We start from the raw sequence: 20,713 nt of genomic DNA, 5'->3' as shown, positions 1-20,713 counted from the left end.
AATTATTATTTATCAGATTCTTGCGTCTTTTTTCGAGGCGAGAGTTCCCCCGCCAGCTCAAAATCGATCTTCCGTTGATCGAGGTCGACTTTAGAAACAAGCACTCGAATGGGATCACCCAAACGATAAATTTTGCCACTCCGTTTTCCACGCAATAAATGGTGGGTAGGATCATGATGGTAATAATCATTTTGCAGGGAAGTTATGTGCAATAATCCCTGCACATAAATTTGATCTAACTCAACGAACACCCCAAAGCCAGTCACTTCTACAATCCGTCCATTAAATTCTTGTCCGATTTTATCGAGCATGAACTCGCACTTTAACCAGTCATCGGCATCTCGAGTGGCACGATCAGCTCGCCGTTCGGTCATGGAACAGTGCTCACCGAGTTCTATCATCATTTTTTCATCGTAATGAAATTTTTTCACAGCCCTGCGATGCAAGATGTGTTTCAACGCACGATGCACTAATAAATCCGGATAACGCCGAATGGGTGAAGTAAAGTGACAATAGCCTTCATACGACAAACCAAAGTGTCCGACGTTTTCAGGAAAATACATCGCTTGACGCAATGAGCGCAGCATCACCGTCTGCAACAAGTGTGCATCCGGACGTTTCTCAACTCGCGTTAAGAGTTTTGCATAATCCATCGAAGTTGGCTTATTGCCACCTGTCAAACGTAACCCGAACGCTTTTAGAAAATCACGCAAGGCTAACAATTTTTGTTCTTCGGGTCCTTCATGAATGCGGTATAAAATGGGAATATTTTCTTTTTCTAGCCATTGGGCTGTACTGACGTTGGCGGCCAACATCGCTTCTTCAATCATGCGATGCGCCACATTACGCACGGAAGGAACAATTCGTTTAATTTTCCCTTTTTTATCAAATTCAATTCGCGTTTCTAAGGTTTCAAATTCAATGGCACCGCGAACAACACGTTGCTTTTGTAATTTTTTATAAAGCCGATGAAATTCTTTCATGTGTGGCAATAGTTTTTGATGTTTGGTTTGTTTACCATCTAACATCGCCGCCACTTCGGAATACGTTAATCGCGCATGCGAGTGAATAATAGATTCAGTAAAACGATGACTTCTCACATGACCTTCCTCATCAATGCGCATTCGACAAGTAATGGCTAAGCGATCCACGTTGGGCTTCAATGAACATAAATTATTGGATAATGTTTCCGGCAACATGGGAATGACTTTTGCCGGAAAATAAACGGAATTACCACGTTCACGCGCTTCGCTATCAAGCGCACTATCAATTCTCACATAGTGCGACACATCCGCAATAGCTACGTAGAGATTCCAGCCACCTGTTTTTACAGGTTCACAAAAAACAGCATCGTCAAAGTCTTTTGCGTCTTCACCATCAATCGTCACAAAAGGCAATTGACGTAAGTCTTCACGATCTTTTTTATCGGTGACAAGTAATTCAGCAGGAAATTTTTTAGCTTCACCCAAGACATCATCTGGCCATTTAAAAGGAATCTCATAAGATCGAATAGCAAGCTGCACTTCCATGCCCGGCGTCAAGTGATCGCCGAGTACTTCAATCACACGCCCCATGGCATGACGACGTTTTGTGGGTTGCGAGGTAATTTCAATGACAACGAATTGCCCATGTTTCGCATTAGCTTGTTGGTCTTTCGGCACAACAATATCTTGTGAAATTGATTTATTATCGGGGTCCACAAATGCAATACCTTCTTCCTCATAATAGCGGCCGACAATTTGATGCGTATTGTGTTCCAGCACTTCAACGATGCTACCTTCTGGGCGTCTGTCTTTCGGATTAATAATGCGCACAAGCACAACATCATCAGAAAATACGGAACGCATTTCGCGCGCCGGTAAAAAGATATCGCTGTTGCCATCATCGGGTATTAAAAATCCAAACCCATCACGATGTCCTTGGACGACGCCACTCACTAAATCCATTTTTTTAACCAGCGCATAACTGCCACGGCGATTACTCATGCATTGACCATCACGCTCCATCGCATTGAGTCGTCGACGCAACCCTTCTTTTTCTTCAGGTTTTTGTAAATCAAACGCATCCAGCAAGTGCCGAAATGTAACGGGTCGAGCAACTTCTTCGAGGTATTGAAGAATAAATTCACGGCTGGGCACAGGGTGCTCGTATAGGCCTGCTTCCCTAGTGAGGTGAGGATCTTTTTTACGGTAACTTTTAACCACGAAGCATCCTTTTTGTTTTATTTTTGATCAATTTCATGAGTGATTTCAGTGCCATCTGCTATAGTTTAATTATGGTCTAAGAGCATCAAGAATACCTTATTTGGAGAGCGCAATCATGTATTACAAGCTAATAACCGTCTGTGTTGTGATGCTGGGGTTATGCAGTTGTGCGAAACATGGACAACAAGAGGCTAATCAAAGCGGACCGTGTACTCAAATTAAACAGGAAATGTCTCGTTCCTATGCCCCACAAATTCAACGCCCAACCGCAATCTATAGAGCAAAGTTGTTGCGAGATTATGAGCACTATGACTGCGATCAACAGTAAAAAGTACGTGCCCTCTGGATGTGGAGCGCCATTTGCGGGCGATTTCCCGCGAAAAACGAGCCTCACCATGCTCATGTATCATCACTCGGAAAGACGTGGCATCGTGATCCCGCGCTTTTTGATTTTATCTTGAATTTTTATGATATCTCCATCTTCCGCCACCCAAAAAGTCCCATTCATCATGGGATTATTAATTTTAATGGATAAATATCGGCATACTGTTAACATTTTTTCACAATTCACGCTCGATTGGATAGCATCACTTTTCTTTATCGGTGTACAACTAATAGCAAATTTAGGCCGATTTACTATAAAAGCAGACCATTTCTTAGCATGCAGCATCGAATCCCAACCCGCACTCGCACCACGAGGTGGATGCGGATGACCCAATACCAAGCGCTGTCCACTTTTATTATAAAATAAATAGAGCTCGGGTTTTGTTGTGTTAACCGTATGCAGAATTAATAAGTTGGATTTGAACTTAAACCCATCCGGTTTGCAGTGAGATGGCATAGGGTTTGAGCCTGCAACACAGAGTGAATAAGCCGTTATTAAAGTAAATAACAAACTAAACTGTAAGTAGCGCATATTTTTTCCTTATTGCTAGTGAAAACTCATTTAATAATCCACTCTGGCATATAATGATCTGCATGACGCAACTCTTTTTTTAAACGTGCATAATCTGGCTCATACTGTTCGACCAAAGCCCAAAATCTTCTCGAATGATCCAGATGAACAATATGACATAACTCATGGGCCAACACATACCTCACCAAACGTGCAGGTAAAAATAATAACTTATAATTTAAATTAATGTTTTTTTTACTAGAGCAACTACCCCATACTGTTTTTTGGCCACGGAAAGTTAAATTTTTATAGATTAATTGATAATCATGACTCAATTTTTGCAGCCAGGGCTCTAAATAACGTCGCGATTGCTGCTTCAACCATTGATTAAATGAGGGGCGACAATCATCCCAGGTTTTAATAGGGCCTACAAAAGTGAGAGCACGATCCGATTGATTAAGCGCGATAACCGCATTATTAGGCAGAGGTTCATAGCGCAACTGCCAACTTAAAGCTACTGCGTGTAAATCTATTTTTTCTGGCCAAAAAGTCTTTTTTATCGTCATATTATATGTGCCATTAGATTTTTTCGAGGGTAGCCCAAATCCCGATAGTTAAGCAATTGAAACTCCACAAATAAACACCTATGCCAGCTCAACAAGCCAACTGAAATTTCTTATAATTTCTTTAATACAAAACTCAATATTAAAGCCAAAATTGACAAAAGCAACAACACCAAAACACCCAAACGAAACCCATGTATAAAAGAATTTGACGCAACCTGAGTTAACTCAGACAACAGTGGATGCAAGCGTGTCGCGATGCTCGTGATAGATTATTGCCATCCCTGTCAATAATCGACTCGCAATACGCGACAACTTAAATAGCCGCGGACGTCCTCGTCGCCCGCGCTCCGCGACCTCACGGCTCGACTACGCACGGGCTCTCAAATGACTTGACGGCTCGTAAAGATTTTTTGCAGTCGCTTACGCTCGGCAAAAAATCCGAGCCTACCGCGGAATACGCGCCTTCGCTTCGCTCTCCATGGCGCGCATCGGGCGATAAAATTTTTTAATTCCGACAGCGGAGAAACACCACGCGCAACGCGAATCAACTCATCAGCCTGCGCTGTAGTTAAAGAAATCCCTTTTTGTGCAATCTCACTTAGCAACATAACCTTACTGCTTAAGGCTAAAATCGCACCCATCAAAGAAACCCCAATTGCACAACTTACCCAAACAATCGTCATAAAAACACCCGTTGCCATGCCCATTTTTTCCATCGACACAGGAGATAGTGCACCCGCGGTCGTGCTGACAAAGGAAATAGCCGTACCCACACCAATACAGGCCAGCCCAGCCGCTAAAAAACCGATGCTCGTATCGGGCGAAATTTTATAAATTAAAATACAACCGATAATAAATCCCAACATGGAAATAGCGTTTGGAATTCTCACACCCACCCTATCCACAATTTTACCGGCAAAGGGTGACAACAACCCTACGATGACAGTTAAATACAACATAAATAGCCCTGAAACTAAGGGTGTATCGCCACGAATATTTTGCAAATAAATGGGGACAAAAAAGAGTATGGGTATAAACACTAATTGCGCGACTATCCGAATAAGGGAATTAATAAGAAAATTTCGCTCTACAAATAAATCAAAGCGCATAATAGGATGTTGTTTTCGCTTTGTAATGTAGTACAAAACAACAAAAGACAAGAGCCCAGCAATGAGCGTTACTAGAAAAGCAACAGAATCAAAACCCCACTCTTGCGACTGATTCAATGCAAGTACGACACCAAACAATCCCAACATTAAAAATGAAGCACCTAAATAATCGAGTGACTGACGTTCTTTCACACCTTTTGCCGGAGGGCAAAAAATATAAGCTAGCAGTATCGTGATAATTCCAATCGGCACGTTGACATAAAAAATCCATCGCCAACCAACATAATGAATAATAATACCACCGAGCGTAGGACCAATACCCAGCCAAATGCCCATGGTTCCCATAATAAACCCCATTGCAATGCCATGCTGCTCCTTCGGAAATGCATCGTAAGTAAGTGCAATCGACACAGGATACGCAAGGCCTAAAGCTAACCCTTGTCCCACGCGTGCAATAATTAAAACTAACTCCGAATCTGTAATACCTGCAAGCATCGATGCAATGATAAAAATGACCGTACCGATCACAAACATTTTACGATGCCCGTAGAGGTCACCAATGCGCCCTCCTAAAATTTGAAACATCGCGCTTAGCAATATAAATGCATTAATGACCCATTGCATGCTAGCCAAGCTTGCATGGAATTCAGTCGCGATACGCGGAATCGCTAAACTAACAGCGGTGGCATCAAAATTCAGCATTGCTGTCAAAAGACACATAGTGAATAAAACCCACCATTTACGGCTGGTTTCAGAGACCATCTTTAGGCTTCCTCAGGGGTTCATGTTTTTTTGCAAAGAAGGTATACATCGTTGGAACTACAAATAGAGTAAAAAGTGTACCGATGAGCATACCTATCGCAATGACGAGTCCAATATCAAAACGACTGGCTGCACCTGCACCCACCGCTATTAATAAAGGAACCACCCCTAATACCATGGCTGCTGTTGTCATTAAAATAGGACGCAGACGAATGGCCGCAGCTTTTTCGATAGCCTCACGAATTGATAGCCCTTCTGTTGCTTGCAATTGATTAGCGAACTGCACCATCAAAATACCGTGTTTACTAATAAGGCCGATCAATGTGATTAATCCAATTTGTGTATAAATATTAATGCTTGCGAAGCCTAAATTAAGCGGAATTAACGCACCACAAATCGACATTGGCACACTAATTAATATGATGAATGGATCACGAAAACTTTCAAACTGTGCAGCCAAAACTAAATAAATAATAATAATCGCTAGAAAAAAAGTATAAATTAATACCTGCCCTTCCTGCACATATTGTCGAGACTGGCCTCCCCAATCATAACTCATCCCATGTGGCAATATTTTCTTGGCAGCATTTTCAAAAAAGTTAATCGCATCTCCCATCGTTTTTGATGGCGCCAAAAGTGCATCGATATTTGCAGAATTGAGCTGTTGAAAATGAGATAATATATTCGGTTGTGTCGTTAACTTCATCGAGACGATTGATGACAATGGGACTAATTTCCCAGAAGCAGTATCGATATGAATTTGACCGATATCATTTGGATTTAAACGCCAAAATCGACTTAACTCCGGAATCACTTCATAGCTCTGGCCAAACATCGCAAAACGGTTGATATAATTACCACCCAAAGAATAGGCCAAAACAGAGCCCAAATCTTGCATATTAATTCCTAAATCACCTGCCTTATTTCGATTAATCGTGACATTGAGCTGCGGTTTATTATATTTTAATTCGCTCACAACAAACAAAAAGAGTCCACTCTTTTGGGCAGCCTCGACTAAACGTGTTGCAACGGGATAAATGTCTTCAAAAGGCTGGATGGACGTAATGACAAATTGAATCGGCAAGCCTTTGCCACCACCTGGCAAAGAAGGCAATGGAAAAACAACCGTCTGTAATCCTGCAACTGAATTCAACTCAGGTTGCAAAACTTTCTGCACTTCTTTTTGCGACTGTTTTCTCTCATTCCAAGGTTTCATGATCATCGCAGCAAGCACAGTGTTTACAGTACCAAACCCATTGATCACAAAATAATTTGCCATGGAAGGCAGCGCCTTAAAAAATTTGGAATACTCATTGCTATAAGCCTTAACATAATCGATGTTGGCATACTGTGGTGCTTGCGCTTGAACAAATAAAGCACCTTGATCTTCTTCAGGTGCTAATTCTGATTTCGTATGTGAATAAAGATAAAAACAACTCATCAAAACGACGATAGCAACGAGCACTGTTACAGGGCGATAATTAAGCATATTATGCAAACGTCGCTGATAAAAGTTTTTCAACTTCTCAAACATGGTATCGATGATTTTTACAAATCGTTTATTTTCAAGTTCAGGGGTTAATAATTTTGAACACATCATCGGTGACAACGTTAACGCTATAATACCCGATATAATCACCGCACCCGCTAATGTAAATGCAAATTCAGAAAACAAAGCACCCGTCAAACCTGTCATGAAGCCGATGGGCGCGTAAACAGCGACTAATGTAATGGTCATCGAAATAATCGGCATTGCGATTTCACGTGTACCCTTAATCGCCGCATGAAATCCATCTAAACCATCCTCGATATGGCGATATATATTTTCGACAACAACAATAGCGTCGTCTACCACCAAACCAATTGCCAGCACCATCGCAAGTAATGTTAATAAATTAATAGAATAATTTAGCATCCACATTAAAAAACAAGCACCAATCAACGAAAGTGGAATCGTAATGACAGGGATAGTGACAGTGCGAATCGAGCCCAAAAAGAGAAAGATAATAACAATGACAATGATAGTCGCCTCTATAATGGTTCTCGTCACCTCATCAATGGATGCCTGAATATATTTAGTGGCATCATAAACGACTCTTGACTCTAAGGTCGGTGGATAAAGCGCCTTAAGTTGTGGCAATATTTTTTTTACATCACTAATAACATTGAGCGGATTGGCTGTCGGCGTCGAACTAATACCCATAAAAATAGCGGGCTTGCCATTCATGTAAACGCTAGAATCGTAAGTTTCAGCGCCCAATTTCACATGCCCAATATCACGTATGCGAATTAACGTCCCTTTTACCTTTTTGACAACTAGGTTTTCAAAGGCCTGCTCATTTTGAATATCGGTTTCGGCCTTAATGTACAATGAAATATAATCCCCTTTTGTTTGGCCAGCGGCTGATTGGAAGTTATTTTCCTGCAACGCCTGCACAACATCTTTCGCGGTTACACCTAAGGCAGCCATACGAATGGTATTCAACCAAATGCGCATAGCAAATGTTTTATCTCCTAAAATTTGCGCCTGAGAGACACCATTTACTGTTTCAAGCTTTGGTTGAACTGCACGTGAAATATAATCCGTAATTTGCTCGGAACTCATTTGATCGCTGTTAAAGCCAATATACATTAACGCAGTTTGCGATCCGGTTTCTTTTTGAATGACGGGTAATTGAGATTCTCGCGGCAAGTCATTTTGAACCTGCGCGACTTTACTCATTACATCGGTAAATGCAACGTTTGGATCAAAATTTAATTTGATATAGGCATTAATAGTGCTAGTGCCTTCCGGGCTCGTTGAAGTCATATAATCTATGCCTTCTGCACTTGCAATCGATTTTTCGATGCGGCTGGTAATAAAGCCCTCCACCAAAGATGCAGGAGCACCAGGATAATAAGTGGAAACCGTGATTAAGGTATTGTCCATTTTAGGATACTGACGTACTTGCATTTCACTTATGGCACGCAAGCCTAAAATGAAAATCAACAGGCTTACTACGGTGGCAAGCACGGGTCTGGTGATAAAAATGTCGGTAAATTTAGCCATTAGGGTCCGGTTAACGTTTCAGGGTTCGCGGGTGGTAGTTTCACACTATTATTAATGACAACGGTTGCGCCACTCTCTAATTTATTTTGGCCAGAGGTAACTACCATCTCTCCAGCCTTAAGTCCCTTTTCACTCACGACACGATTATTTTTCATCCCAGCAACCGTCACATAACGTTGATAGGCTTTTAAAATCGGCTTATCTTTTTTGTCCTTACCCTTTTGTTCAACCACATAAACCATGTTCCCATAAAGTGAATACGTAACAGCAGTTTGAGGAATGGTAACAACCGACTTTTGCTCTGGTAAATACACCTCCACATCTGCAAAACTGCCTGGATAAAGTTGCAATTTAGGGTTTGGCAAGGTGCCCTGCACATCAATACTACGCGTTGCTACCGTCACTAACGCATTAACGGCTGTTATTTTTCCATAAAATTTTTCATTCGGGTATGCATCGACGGTGATAGAGACCTTTTGACTTAAGTAGATATCTTTTAGATATTGTTCTGGTAATGAAAAATTCACATACAGAGGATCCAGTGATTGTAAACTCACCAGCGTGTCACCCGGATTAACGTACTGACCAATATTGACTTGGCGAATACCAATTTTACCCGCAAAAGGTGCACGAATATTTTTCTTGCTGATCGCGACTAGCGATTTATTAACTGCTGCCTGTGACTGACGCAGCGTTGCCAATGCTTGATCATAATCACTTTTTGAAATAGCACCCGTTTTCCAAAGTGATGCTTTTCGCGCATATTCAAGTTTTGCTAAATCGAGCTCAGCTTGATTATTTTTCAAATCTTCAATGTCGGTTGAATCATCGAGCTGTATTAATGATTGGCCTTCTTTCACCATTTGCCCTGATTTGAAATAAATGGCTATAACAGAGCCATTAACTTCAGAACTCACATTGACGCCATTAATCGCCGCCAAGCTTCCAACGGCTGTTAACGTAGGCTGCCACGACTGTGTGATTGCTTTGGTGGCAGAAATAGTCGCGGGTGGGGGAACATAGTTTTTTTCAAATTGTTTGATTAAATGCGTGCGAAAAACATTGAAGCCGAAAATTCCACCAAAAATAATAATAAGCGCAATTATTACGATCGTCATGCGCTTGCCCATGAAGCGACCTCCCACAAATGGTAAACGTAGTTAGTGCATATATTAAACCAACAACGGTGAAAATACTAATTCAGAGTATCGATCTGATTAAAATTTAAACAGATCTATCTAAGGATTGGAATGTGACAACTCAGATTCATCCGCCAAGATTTGTTTGGGGATAAATTGAGTTGTGTCGATGGTACCTTTTAGAAAGGCACAATGATATGCAAGATAATAAATGCAAACACTAAACAAAAATATTACTAAGAAATCGATACCGAAAGGAATCACCCCTTTTCCACCACCAAAGGTACCAAAATAAGAAACTATCGCTAAACCAATAAGGTAAGGAATCAACCACAATCCGGCTTTGGCATTCACGGATTGCAATGCCCCATTTTTCTTTACCAGTTTATAAATCCCCAACGCAGCTAAACCCGCGGTTAAGAAGATTAACAATTTCGATACAGTATTCCATCCGGTCCAAAATAAAATTAAATTACCAATATAAAATGAGATTAGCGTCAGCACATTGGCAAATGGTAAGCGGAATGGTCGAGGATGCTCGGGCAACTTTTTGCGTAACACCATCAACGCTAAAGGACCAACACCGTAAGTGAACACGAAACCCGATACCAAAAAGGCAACCATACTTTGCCATCCTGGAAAGGGCAAGAACACTAACGCACCAAAAATAAAATTAGCCAATATGGCAACAGCAGGAACACCTTTGCGATTTAATTTTTGCATAAACTTTGGCATCAATCCATTTTTAGATAACGCATAATTGATACGCGCAGCCGAGGCTGTATACACAACGGCAACGCCAAGCGGCGAAATAAATGCATCGGCATACAGCACATAGACCAACCACACCAAGCCAATGCCTGCCGCAATACCCGCAAACGGCCCACTATCTCCTGCATAAGATAGATGTTGCCAACCATGCGTTAAATGCACTGGATTCACGGCGCCAATAAAGGCGATTTGGATAAGCGTATATAAAACCGCACAGATAATCATTGAGCTTAGTAACGCCCAAAAAATCACGCGTTTTGGATTTTTAGATTCACCTGCTAATTGAATAGCAGCCGTAAAGCCTAAAAATGAAAATACAATACCCGCGTTGGGAATGGCATATAACATATTCTTCAAATTTGTTGAGTGGACATCACTCATCGCAACGCTAAAATTATGGGGATGAAATGCCGTTAAGATCAATGCTGCTACCGTCGTTAACGGAATGACAATTTTAATCGCAACAATGAAATAATTTGTTTTTGAGACGGTGCGCGCACTCAGCGTATTAAAGACGGCAAGGACGGCCAGTAAACCAACGGCTGCCAACATACCCTCACCAGTCAACACCGGTGTGCCACCCACTTCATGCATTAACCCAGGAATATAGTTAGCTGCGTATTCAATCAAGGCTAACGTTTCTATGGGGCTGACGATGGCCGCTGCATACCAGGCCGCTAGCCCCATTGCGAGGGCAACTAAAGGACCATGGCTAAACTGGACAAATCGCACCAGCCCGCCTGTAATGGGAAACATGGAGCCTAACTCAGCAAACGGCAGTGCCATCACGAATATTAAAGCCCCTCCCAATAACCAAGCAAGGATTGAACTTGGGCCAGCCATCTTAGCCGCATATAGTGGCCCGAACAACCAACCAGATCCTAGCATTGCAGTGACAGCTACTAACATTAATCCGATCAAACTAATAGATCGTTGTAATTTCATCGCGTCGAATTAGGCTCATTTTTAAAGGTTAGTTGGGGGCTACTGCGTTGGAAAAGCAGTGGTCATGTATCTAAATAATATACAGTTATTACAAAATAGTGTCAATGCGTGCCCCACAACTCGAGTAACTTTTCTTAGCTTAAGGGCACCTCTTGAAATCTATTTTCAGCTAAATAGCGTTCAATTGCGGCATAGGGATTGGGGTTACTGTTTTGCGGACCTAAGTACCATGGATGTACTTAGCAGCTAGGGATAGCGATTCCCGAAAAACAGTAACCCCAATCACGATACGTAAGCAATTGAAATTCTTTTGTTCAGCCATGAATGAAAAAAACTCTAAAGTAGCGTCTGGGGTCATCAATTTTGATCAACTTTATGATATGATTTTTCGTTGGAGCCAGGATGACAAACACGGACTGTTTAGCACATGCGAAATTCGATCGCTTTTATTTTTATTCTAACCGCCAGTCTGACGCTAGTCGGCTGTGAAGTTGGGCCAGATTTTCACTCACCCGCACCACCAAAAACCACCTCGTACACCAAGCTTCCCTTACCTAAAATTACAGCAAGCGTTCCCGAGGCCGGTAATCCGGGAAAGGCACAATATCTGAAATTGGGGCAAGATATTCCTGCACAATGGTGGCATCTATTCCATTCACCTGCAATTAATGCGCTCATTAGAACAGGCTTGGCAAATAGTCCTACGTTGGCATCCGCTTTAGCAACTTTACATCAATCGCAACAGTTGCTGCGAGCCACGATCGGTAATTTATTATTCCCCTCCATTGACCTCGAAGCATTAGCAGAACGAACGCGCACATCGAGCCTTGGTTTTGGTGTAAGCAGCGGATCTTCCGCATTAGGAAATGCTGCCAACACGAATACTGTGGGTGGAAATACACCCAGTGTATTTAGTCTTTATTACACCGCAGCTACCGTTTCTTACACACTCGATATCTGGGGTGGCTTGCGCCGCCAAGTAGAAGCCATGCGTGCACAAGTCGATCTGGCACGTTATCAACTAATTGCGGCATATTTATCGTTAACTTCGAATATCGTTACCACAGCCATTACGGTTGCTACCCTACAAGAAGAAATACACGCCACCCGCGAATTAATCAAAGAAACTGCACAACAATTACAGATTGTCAAAGAACAGTTAAAATTAGGTGGCGCCTCAGCGGAAGATGTCCTGATACAAGAAACACAACTATCACAAACAGAAGCGTTATTGCCACCGCTTCAAGTTCAATTAGCGCAAGCACGACATGCGTTGGCGGTGTTAGTGGGACAACTTCCGAGTCAAAGTCATTTACCTGTGCTTCAGTTAAATTTAGTTAATTTACCAGCAAAAATACCGATTAGTGTTCCTTCAAAGTTAATAAACCATCGACCGGATGTACAACAAGCAGAAGCCCTACTCCACGAAGCAAGCGCGAATATAGGTGTAGCAACCGCTAACTTATTACCACAAATTAATTTATCGGCAGGCTACGGTTATTTATCAACCTCTTTAAATACCTTGTTTACGCCCACTAATAACCTTTGGAGTCTTGCGGCCGATTTGTTACAGCCTATTTTTCACGGTACAGCGTTAATCGCACAGCGTCGTGCTGCTATCGATGCTTTTGAAGCTGCTTGTCAGCAATATCAAGAAACAGTATTAACCGCATTTCAAAACGTTGCCGATGCACTGCGTGCTTTAGAAATCGATGCACGTGAATACAAAGCGCAACAAAAAGCAGAAATTTCTGCACGAAGTACTTATATCGTTACTAAAAATCGCTTTAAACTGGGTGGAAAAAACTATTTAGATGTATTAATTGCTGAACAGGCTTATCAAAAAACCAGAATCAATCGGATTAAAGCTGAAGGCCAACGTTTTAATGATACGGCCGCACTATTTCAAGCGCTGGGTGGTGGCTGGTGGAATGTAAAGGAATATTATGGGAAGCAAAAGTAAATTAATCACACGCATGATCATCATGCTCATTGGAGTGGGCATACTATTTGGCATTGTATTTTTTATTAAATATAAAGAAAAACAAGCCGATAAAAAATATCGCGAAGCACACAGGGTGCCGATTTTTGTAGTCTCTGCAATGAAAGTACCCTATGTGTCGTGGGCACAGTTATTAAAAGGTAGCGGCAGTCTGCGAACGGTGAAGGGTGTTAATGTAACAACCCAGCTTGCGGGCATGGTTCGTAATATTTATTTCTCTGCAGGATCCTATGTACACAAAGGTCAATTGCTTGTTTTATTAAATATCGACCCCGATGTCGCCAAACTACACTCACTTGAGGCAGAAGCAGAATATGCAAAAATTACCTATTTTCGCAATAAACGCCAATATGCTATCGGCGCTGTCAGTAAAGAGCAGCTTGATTCCGATGAGGCAAATTATAAAAATACCGCTGCTCAGGTTGCTGAACAAAAAGCTATTATTGAGGAAAAAACTATTCGCGCACCCTTCTCGGGACGCTTGGGTATTTCTCTAGTTAATCCTGGGCAATATCTAGTTCCAGGTGATGCTATTTCAAATTTACAAACGATCGATCCCATTTACGCTGATTTTAATTTTCCTCAAGAAAATATTCCAAACATTAAAGTCGGACAAAGTGTCAGCGTCAATCTCAATAATTTTCCTGATAAAACGTTTACAGGCAATATCACCACCATTAATCCTGCGGTCGATGAAAATACAAGAAATGTAATTGTTGAAGTAACACTCTCTAACCCTGAACACATTTTATCGCCTGGCATGTTTGTATCTGGCGCTATTACAATAGGGGCTCCGAAAAAATATCTAACGCTCCCTATCGCAGCAATAGCTTACAACCCTTATGGTGACTATGTTTATGTGTTAACAAAAACAAAGCAAACAGAAAAAGGTTATCCCGTTTGGAAAGCAACACAAAAAGTCGTCACTACAGGAGAAGTACGCGGCAATCAAACCGCAATTCTAACAGGCATTAAAGAAGGTGAGATGATCGTAACGAGCGGCCAATTAAAATTACAAAATAACAGTTTGGTGGTAATCAACAACAAAGTGCAACCATCCGACAATCCTAACCCGGATATTACCAATGAATAGGTGTATTTAATTATGCGAGCTCTCGATATCTTTGTTAGAAGACCCGTTCTCTCATTGGTTATTAGCATATTTCTTTTCGTGTTAGGAGTACGTTCTATCGGGATGCTTCCTATTCAGCAATATCCAACCATCGAATCTGCTATTATTACAATTTCCACACTATTTACAGGTGGTGATCCGGCTACCATTGCATCGTTTATCACGACACCCATAGAAACTGCTGTAGCACAAGCCAACGGAATTGATTACATGACCTCAAACAGCAGTCAAAATACCAGCACCATCATTGCTAATTTACTCTTAAATTACGATGCTGATAAAGCATTAACGGAAATTAATACACAAGTTAACAGCGTTCTAAATCAATTACCGGCAGGAACATTAGTGCCTAGTCTCAGCATTTCTGTCGCGCAAAGTATTGCCTCGATGTATATTGGTTTTTACAGCAATATCTTGCCAAGCAATAAAGTAACAGACTATGTCTTACGCGTCGCTCAACCTTTATTGCAAAGTATTAATGGAGTACAGCAAGCTCAAATATTAGGGGGCAGGCAGTTTGCAATGCGCGTTTGGTTAGACCCTGACAAAATGGCAGGCTTTCATGTTACACCACAAGAAGTTGCAACTGTGTTAAATGATAATGATTTTGTCGCAGCGGCCGGCAGAACAGACGGACCTGTTTTCACACTTAATTTAACGGCCAGCACAGCATTGAATACAGTTGAACAGTTCAAAAATTTAATTATACGCTCTGATAACAATACGATTATTCGTCTAAAAGACATTGGTAAAATCACACTGGGTGCTCAAAATTATAATACCGATGTAAAATTCAATGGAAAAACGGCTGTATATATCGGCATTACAGTTTCGCCCGATGCAAATTTGTTGTCCGTCATCGACAAAGTAAAACAAGTATTTGGAACCATACAAAAACAGCTTCCTGTTGGCATCAATGCAAACGTTGTTTATGACGCCAGCAAATTTGTCGACAGCTCTATTCGAGAAGTTCTTTCATCGCTACTGGAAGCATTCATAATCGTAACGATTGTCGTTTTCATTTTTTTAGCGTCATTTCGTTCTCTTTTCATTCCCGTGATTGCCATTCCTTTATCGATCATCGGTACTTTTTTTGTCATGTATGTATTAGGCTATTCTATTAATTTATTAACGCTGCTCGCATTAGTTTTAGCAATTGGTCTTGTTGTCGACGATGCAATCATCGTCGTTGAAAATGTACACCGACATATTGAAAATGGACACTCCCCTTTTGAATCTGCAATTTTAAGTGTAAGAGAACTAACAAAACCAATTATTGCTATCACTATTGTGCTGGTTGCTGTTTATTTACCTATTGGTTTTATGACAGGACTCACCGGTGCCCTCTTCACCGAATTTGCATTTACACTGGCTGGTGCTGTAACGGTATCGGCGGTCATTGCGCTCACACTCTCACCCATGATGTGTTCTCGCATGTTAAAATCGAAAGAAGCAATGGGCAAACAGCGCCTGGTGGAATTTGTCGATCGACACTTTGATCGTATTCGCGATGGTTATTCGCGTATTTTAAAAAATTATTTAAACTATCTTCCCGTCGTGATTGTCTTTGCTATTATTATTTTAGCAAGCAATTATTTTCTTTTTATCTCTTCAAAATCAGAACTATCACCGCAAGAAGATCAAGGCGTCATCATGTCACAATTAACAGCAGCAGCGAATTCTTCACTGTATCAAACGGGCATTTACTCCGACGTAGTGAATAACATATTCGAAACGTATCCTGAAACAGAAGATATTTTTCAAATTGATGGCAGCAGTGGTTCCAATCAACCCAACGCATTCAACGCCAGTATCGACGGCATGGTATTAAAACCTTGGGATGAACGCAAACTCACATCAAACCAATTACAACCCGAAGTTCAACAGAAACTTAACCTCGTAGCCGGTGCAAAAATAGCAGCATTCCAACCCCCTTCTTTACCGGGTGGCGGCAGTGGCTTGCCCATACAATTTGTGATTCAGACAACGCAAGATTTCGACCAATTAAACATAATCGTGAAAGAAATCATTCAAAAAGCAGTAGCAACAGGCGCCTTTGCATACATCGATCCCGATTTAAAAATTGATAAGACCCAAACAACAGTCCAATTAAATCGTGATAAAATATCTGAATTCGGACTGAGCATGAAAGATGTCGGTGACACGCTAAGCGCGTCATTGAGCGAGGCCTATATTAACTATTTCAACTATATGGGTAGATCGTATCAGGTCATTCCACAAATGCTACGGAAAAATCGCATCAATAATTATCAATTACTGAATTACTATATTAATACTGCCGATGGACGCACCATTCCTTTATCAACCGTGGCGTATTTAAAAAATGAAGTTGTGCCTGAATCCATAAACCATTTTCAGCAACTCAACTCCGCAACGATTTCGGCTGTTGCTGGACGTGGCGTGACCTTGGGCCAAGCATTAGCCATTTTCAAAAACATTGGAGAACAAATTTTGCCAAAAGGTTATGCATATACTTATGCGGGTCAATCGCGTCAATATATCCAGGAAGGTTCTTCGCTGATTCTGACTTTCTTTTTGGCATTGATCATTATCTTTTTGTCACTCGCTGTTTTATTTAATAGTTTTCGCGATCCATTGATCGTATTAATCAGCGTACCCATGTCCATTTGTGGCGCCATGATTTTTATTAGTTTGGGTGTGGGTGGTGCTAATTTAAATATTTACACAGAAGTTGGGTTAGTTACTTTAATTGGACTAATTTCAAAACACGGCATTCTTATCGCACAATTTGCGAATGATCGACAAGCGGAAGGTAAAAGCAAGCGTGAAGCTATTGAAGAAGCGGCGGCAGTTCGTTTCCGTCCCATCTTAATGACAACGGCAGCGATGGTTTTTGGTGTCATCCCATTAATTTTAGCAACCGGTGCTGGTGCGGTGAGTCGTTTTAATATTGGTTTAGTGATTGCTACAGGTATTGCTATTGGCACGATATTCACCCTCTTTGTCGTGCCAGCAATGTATTTGTGGTTAGCCGTGGATTACAAAAAAATAAAACAAAACAGAAATAGGGTTGAATAACTCAACCCTATTTCTTATTCATCCCTGATGATTTTCTACAGCTCGTGATAAATCCTTTTATCTGTAGAACTCTCGACTTGATCTGACAGTTGAGATTTATCGGACATATTTTCTGTCCGATAGATCGGATTCTAATTACTCCTCTACCAGTTGCGTGTCGTGATTACTGTGCGCCTTATTCAATTCATCTGCCGACACGCTTGGAATAGTTTTACATAGTTTATCTAATTCTTTTTCTTGTGCCAAATGCTTTGCATCAAGAAAAGTTTGCATGGGTGTTTTTCCATAACAACGCTCGCCGGAATGGGGCCTGACCTCATTATATGTTTTGATCCACGCATCAACGTCTTGTTGTAATTCTTCTAGGGAACGATATATTTTTTTTCGAAAAGCAACATCATAAAATTCTTGTTTAATCGTTTTATGAAAACGTTCACAAATACCATTGGTCTGCGGAGAACGTGCGCGTGTTTTCGAATGGTCAATGTCTTCAACTGCTAAATAAAGTTGATAGGCGTGGTTCTCAATTTTTCCACAATATTCCGTCCCGCGATCCGTGAGCATACGCAGCAATCGGATACCTTGCTCATTAAACCATGGCAATACACGTTCATTTAATAAATGAGCTGCCGTCATCGCTGTTTTCTCCGTGTATAACTTCGCAAAAGCGATTCTGCTATAGGTATCGACAAAAGTCTGCTCATAAATACGGCCAACGCCCTTCATCGTGCCAACATAATACGTATCCTGAGAACCTAAATAACCTGGGTGTTCTGTTTCAATCTCGCCGTGCGCTTCTTTTTCTCGTTTTGATTTTTCTAATGCTTGTCATTGTTCTTCCGTTAATAACATACCGTCTTGCGCCGATTTCGCTTCAAGCGCTTTTAGTCGCTTCTTAAAAGTCTCTAGATCATTACGTAGCCACACCGAACGAACTCCGCTGCTCGATACGATAATGCCTCGCGCCAGTAATTCATTGGCCGCACGTGCCTGACCTAACGCTGGGTTTTCAATAGCCAAAGCAATTACCGCTTCTTCTACATGTAACGGCACTCTATTTTTTTCATTCGGTTTCTTCTTACTCATATCATGGAGTGCTTCTTCGCCACCATTTTCATAAAGTGTTTTGAAACGGTAAAAACTGTCGCGTGAATAACCCATAACCTTGCAGGCTTGTGAAACATTTCCCAATTGTTTAGACAGCTCTAGTAAACCTAATTTGGGTTTGATAATCTTTTCGGATACACTGGTCATAATGACACTCCTCGTGTTGGTTGTTTAAGGTTGGTCAATTAAATTTTACTCTAACTGACCAGGAGTGTCAGATCAAGTCTGAAGGTTTACATTTCATCGATTTGATGGATTTTCAATTGTTCATCTTGAGATATTCGTGGTTTTGATATTAACACTTTTCGCTCACGCGTTAATTTTCGAATATATTGAAAGGTTGCCTTCATGTCTACCTGTAGTTGTTCGATAGCCTTTTGCAAGTGTGCAATGGCACGCCGAAAATCATTTAATCGTGCAACTTTGTTAACACGACGGTGGCCGCCGAATAATATTATGTTGTTATTTACACTCAAAAATTTGTTCCTTTTAGAAGAAGCTCCCTAATAATATTTTCACTATCTAACTGACAAAGAATGAGTAGTAGTAGTAGCTTCTGATATTGGCGGCGGCGTCGGCTCTTCAAAGTTAGGCTCTTTACCCTCATCCTGCCAAATCAAGTTTTTTTGACAATTACCAAATAACGCTTTAGCTACCCTAACATCATTAAGGCTACCATCTAAATTTTTCGCAACGGTTGCTGTCGTAGAACTTATAGCTGAATTATGATTTTTATTGCTAAGCTCTATATTCACAGAATTTAAAACAGAACTAGAGCTCCCAGCGTGCTCCTCACTTGCAATTTCGTTTTCAGCGCGACGTAATTTATTCCGACACCAAGTAAACAACCTATCCAATGCAAAACCTATTGTTGTCATTGCACCTGCTAAAAAACGTCCCGCATGCTGCTGTTCACAAGTGGCGCTCGTCGAAACACCCACTTTTTCAACAACCCACTTGAACGCTTTAGCGAATGGCTCTACGGCCTTCTTAAAAAATCGACCCACCGCAACAGTAGTGCGAGAATTGGCAACCCAATGGCTAACCGATGTAATAACCGTCGGGGCATGCGTCATAACAGCCTTAATTCCCAAAGGAAAAATGACAATGTAGCACGCAAGCGTGATCGTTAAACTCAAACCCGCTAGCAAACCGCCAACAATGTTACCTTTAGTTCCACCAATTTCATTACCAGTACGCCAAGCAAGGCGAGCACTTCGATAAGGCGATGTGATGGACGCCCCTAGCACTCGCCATGTCTTAAATACATAGTGAAGTAATAATGAAAAGCCCATACCAATGGCTGGAAGAATTTTTAGCAATCCTTCCGATTCATCCTGCGCTCGTCGACATTTTGCGTAGCAAGCAAAAGAAAGCTCTTCTAAACACCGAGGCAGAAATTCTGTAAATACTTTTACGAGATTCCATGCAGTTTTTCTAAAAATACCAATTGTATTCCAGATTGCATTCCAAGCATTTTTTAAAAGTGGCCACAAAAAAAATGTGTTTGAATTTTCGTCATGCGAGCCAATAAAGTTTCTAATAAGTACCCGTTTAGACAAACCTGCAGCATGTTGGCTAGGTACAATATGGTTTGGGATACCAAAAAATGTAATAAGATAGGCAAGAGGCGTCTTAAACAAATAACAAACTACATCTTCGCTTCGTTTATGACTTTTTATTCGAATTCCATCATATTTACGATTGACAGGATCGTAACCGTCGGCACCAAATACCTTCCAAAATGTCGCTCGAAAATGATAAAAAATACTCGGTCTCTGAGAAAAGTTCTCCGCTACGATCGGTGTTTCTGCAGCCTGTTTTAAAGCCTCTGAATCTAGAAAAGGGAAGAGCCATTGTCTGAAGCTTCTTGCTGGTAATAGCTTAGTGCGTGAAGTATTTCGTGAAAGATCAGGATTGCTTCCATTTAAACCAGATCCCACCCGAGAGTGAGTCTGTCTAGACATTTAAT

General features: G+C 41.2%; 12 protein-coding genes and 1 pseudogene. 3 read left to right on the top strand and 10 right to left on the bottom strand.

From position 1 onward, the window contains the following. Positions 1 to 5 precede the first annotated feature (5 nt). The 7 genes from rnr to ACJMKR_RS05275 form a co-directional block, all read right to left on the bottom strand. A complete protein-coding gene (gene rnr / locus ACJMKR_RS05305; protein ID WP_423064096.1) occupies positions 6 to 2,204 on the bottom strand; it encodes a ribonuclease R in 2,199 nt (732 codons plus the stop codon). A 409-nt stretch (positions 2,205 to 2,613) separates the two neighbouring features. Beyond that, positions 2,614 to 3,120 (bottom strand): hypothetical protein, encoded by a 507-nt coding sequence (locus ACJMKR_RS05300; protein WP_423064095.1) that lies wholly within the window; start codon positions 3,118 to 3,120, stop codon positions 2,614 to 2,616. 26 nt (positions 3,121 to 3,146) lie between these two features. Continuing rightward, positions 3,147 to 3,665 carry a M48 family metallopeptidase gene (locus ACJMKR_RS05295; RefSeq protein WP_423064094.1) on the bottom strand — a complete coding sequence of 173 codons (519 nt, stop codon included), beginning with the start codon at positions 3,663 to 3,665 and terminating at the stop codon, positions 3,147 to 3,149. A 380-nt stretch (positions 3,666 to 4,045) separates the two neighbouring features. Continuing rightward, positions 4,046 to 5,476, bottom strand: a complete 1,431-nt coding sequence (locus tag ACJMKR_RS05290; protein WP_423064093.1) for a DHA2 family efflux MFS transporter permease subunit — start codon at positions 5,474 to 5,476, stop codon at positions 4,046 to 4,048. Between the two features lie 49 nt (positions 5,477 to 5,525). Continuing rightward, the gene (locus ACJMKR_RS05285) at positions 5,526 to 8,585 is read right to left on the bottom strand and encodes an efflux RND transporter permease subunit (RefSeq protein WP_423064092.1); all 3,060 of its coding nucleotides are present in this window, start codon (positions 8,583 to 8,585) and stop codon (positions 5,526 to 5,528) included. Beyond that, entirely contained in the window at positions 8,585 to 9,703 is a 1,119-nt protein-coding gene (locus ACJMKR_RS05280) for an efflux RND transporter periplasmic adaptor subunit (protein ID WP_423064091.1), read from the bottom strand. The genes ACJMKR_RS05285 and ACJMKR_RS05280 overlap by 1 nt, the downstream gene beginning before the upstream one ends. A gap of 120 nt (positions 9,704 to 9,823) precedes the next feature. Then, on the bottom strand, positions 9,824 to 11,404 hold the full coding sequence (locus ACJMKR_RS05275; protein ID WP_423064090.1) for an APC family permease: 1,581 nt from the start codon (positions 11,402 to 11,404) through the stop codon (positions 9,824 to 9,826). A 463-nt stretch (positions 11,405 to 11,867) separates the two neighbouring features. On the opposite strand from ACJMKR_RS05275, the gene ACJMKR_RS05270 reads away from it, so the two are divergent. Genes ACJMKR_RS05270 through ACJMKR_RS05260 form a run of 3 tightly spaced genes read left to right on the top strand, consistent with a single transcriptional unit; the run spans position 11,868 to position 17,634 of the window. Continuing rightward, on the top strand, positions 11,868 to 13,403 hold the full coding sequence (locus ACJMKR_RS05270) for an efflux transporter outer membrane subunit (protein ID WP_423064089.1): 1,536 nt from the start codon (positions 11,868 to 11,870) through the stop codon (positions 13,401 to 13,403). A 13-nt stretch (positions 13,404 to 13,416) separates the two neighbouring features. Continuing rightward, positions 13,417 to 14,535 (top strand): efflux RND transporter periplasmic adaptor subunit, encoded by a 1,119-nt coding sequence (locus tag ACJMKR_RS05265; protein WP_423064088.1) that lies wholly within the window; start codon positions 13,417 to 13,419, stop codon positions 14,533 to 14,535. A 12-nt stretch (positions 14,536 to 14,547) separates the two neighbouring features. Continuing rightward, on the top strand, positions 14,548 to 17,634 hold the full coding sequence (locus tag ACJMKR_RS05260) for an efflux RND transporter permease subunit (RefSeq protein WP_423064087.1): 3,087 nt from the start codon (positions 14,548 to 14,550) through the stop codon (positions 17,632 to 17,634). A 135-nt stretch (positions 17,635 to 17,769) separates the two neighbouring features. Here ACJMKR_RS05260 and ACJMKR_RS05255 read toward each other — a convergent pair. The 3 genes and pseudogenes from ACJMKR_RS05255 to ACJMKR_RS05245 all read right to left on the bottom strand — a co-directional run bounded on the left by ACJMKR_RS05255 (position 17,770) and on the right by ACJMKR_RS05245 (position 20,708). Then, positions 17,770 to 18,888 (bottom strand): annotated as a pseudogene (locus tag ACJMKR_RS05255) (IS481 family transposase). Positions 18,889 to 18,974: 86 nt separating this feature from the next. Next, entirely contained in the window at positions 18,975 to 19,217 is a 243-nt protein-coding gene (locus ACJMKR_RS05250) for a hypothetical protein (RefSeq protein ID WP_423064086.1), read from the bottom strand. A 42-nt stretch (positions 19,218 to 19,259) separates the two neighbouring features. Next, positions 19,260 to 20,708, bottom strand: coding sequence for a hypothetical protein (locus ACJMKR_RS05245; protein ID WP_423064085.1), 1,449 nt, complete (start codon positions 20,706 to 20,708; stop codon positions 19,260 to 19,262). Positions 20,709 to 20,713 lie beyond the last annotated feature (5 nt).

The organism is Candidiatus Paracoxiella cheracis (assembly GCF_049348705.1).
In the GTDB taxonomy this organism is placed as follows: domain Bacteria; phylum Pseudomonadota; class Gammaproteobacteria; order Coxiellales; family Coxiellaceae; genus Paracoxiella; species Paracoxiella cheracis.
This window is presented reverse-complemented; position numbering and strand designations above follow the sequence as displayed.

What these genes read in the sequence shown, in the direction of transcription:
- ACJMKR_RS05300 (WP_423064095.1), bottom strand. Translation starts at nt 3,120, where the DNA reads ATGCGCTACTTACAGTTTAGTTTGTTATTTACTTTAATAACGGCTTAT.
- ACJMKR_RS05295 (WP_423064094.1), bottom strand. Translation starts at nt 3,665, where the DNA reads ATGACGATAAAAAAGACTTTTTGGCCAGAAAAAATAGATTTACACGCA.
- ACJMKR_RS05290 (WP_423064093.1), bottom strand. Translation starts at nt 5,476, where the DNA reads ATGCTGAATTTTGATGCCACCGCTGTTAGTTTAGCGATTCCGCGTATC.
- ACJMKR_RS05285 (WP_423064092.1), bottom strand. Translation starts at nt 8,585, where the DNA reads ATGGCTAAATTTACCGACATTTTTATCACCAGACCCGTGCTTGCCACC.
- ACJMKR_RS05280 (WP_423064091.1), bottom strand. Translation starts at nt 9,703, where the DNA reads ATGACGATCGTAATAATTGCGCTTATTATTATTTTTGGTGGAATTTTC.
- ACJMKR_RS05275 (WP_423064090.1), bottom strand. Translation starts at nt 11,404, where the DNA reads ATGTTAGTAGCTGTCACTGCAATGCTAGGATCTGGTTGGTTGTTCGGG.
- ACJMKR_RS05270 (WP_423064089.1), top strand. Translation starts at nt 11,868, where the DNA reads ATGCGAAATTCGATCGCTTTTATTTTTATTCTAACCGCCAGTCTGACG.
- ACJMKR_RS05265 (WP_423064088.1), top strand. Translation starts at nt 13,417, where the DNA reads ATGATCATCATGCTCATTGGAGTGGGCATACTATTTGGCATTGTATTT.
- ACJMKR_RS05260 (WP_423064087.1), top strand. Translation starts at nt 14,548, where the DNA reads ATGCGAGCTCTCGATATCTTTGTTAGAAGACCCGTTCTCTCATTGGTT.
- ACJMKR_RS05245 (WP_423064085.1), bottom strand. Translation starts at nt 20,708, where the DNA reads ATGTCTAGACAGACTCACTCTCGGGTGGGATCTGGTTTAAATGGAAGC.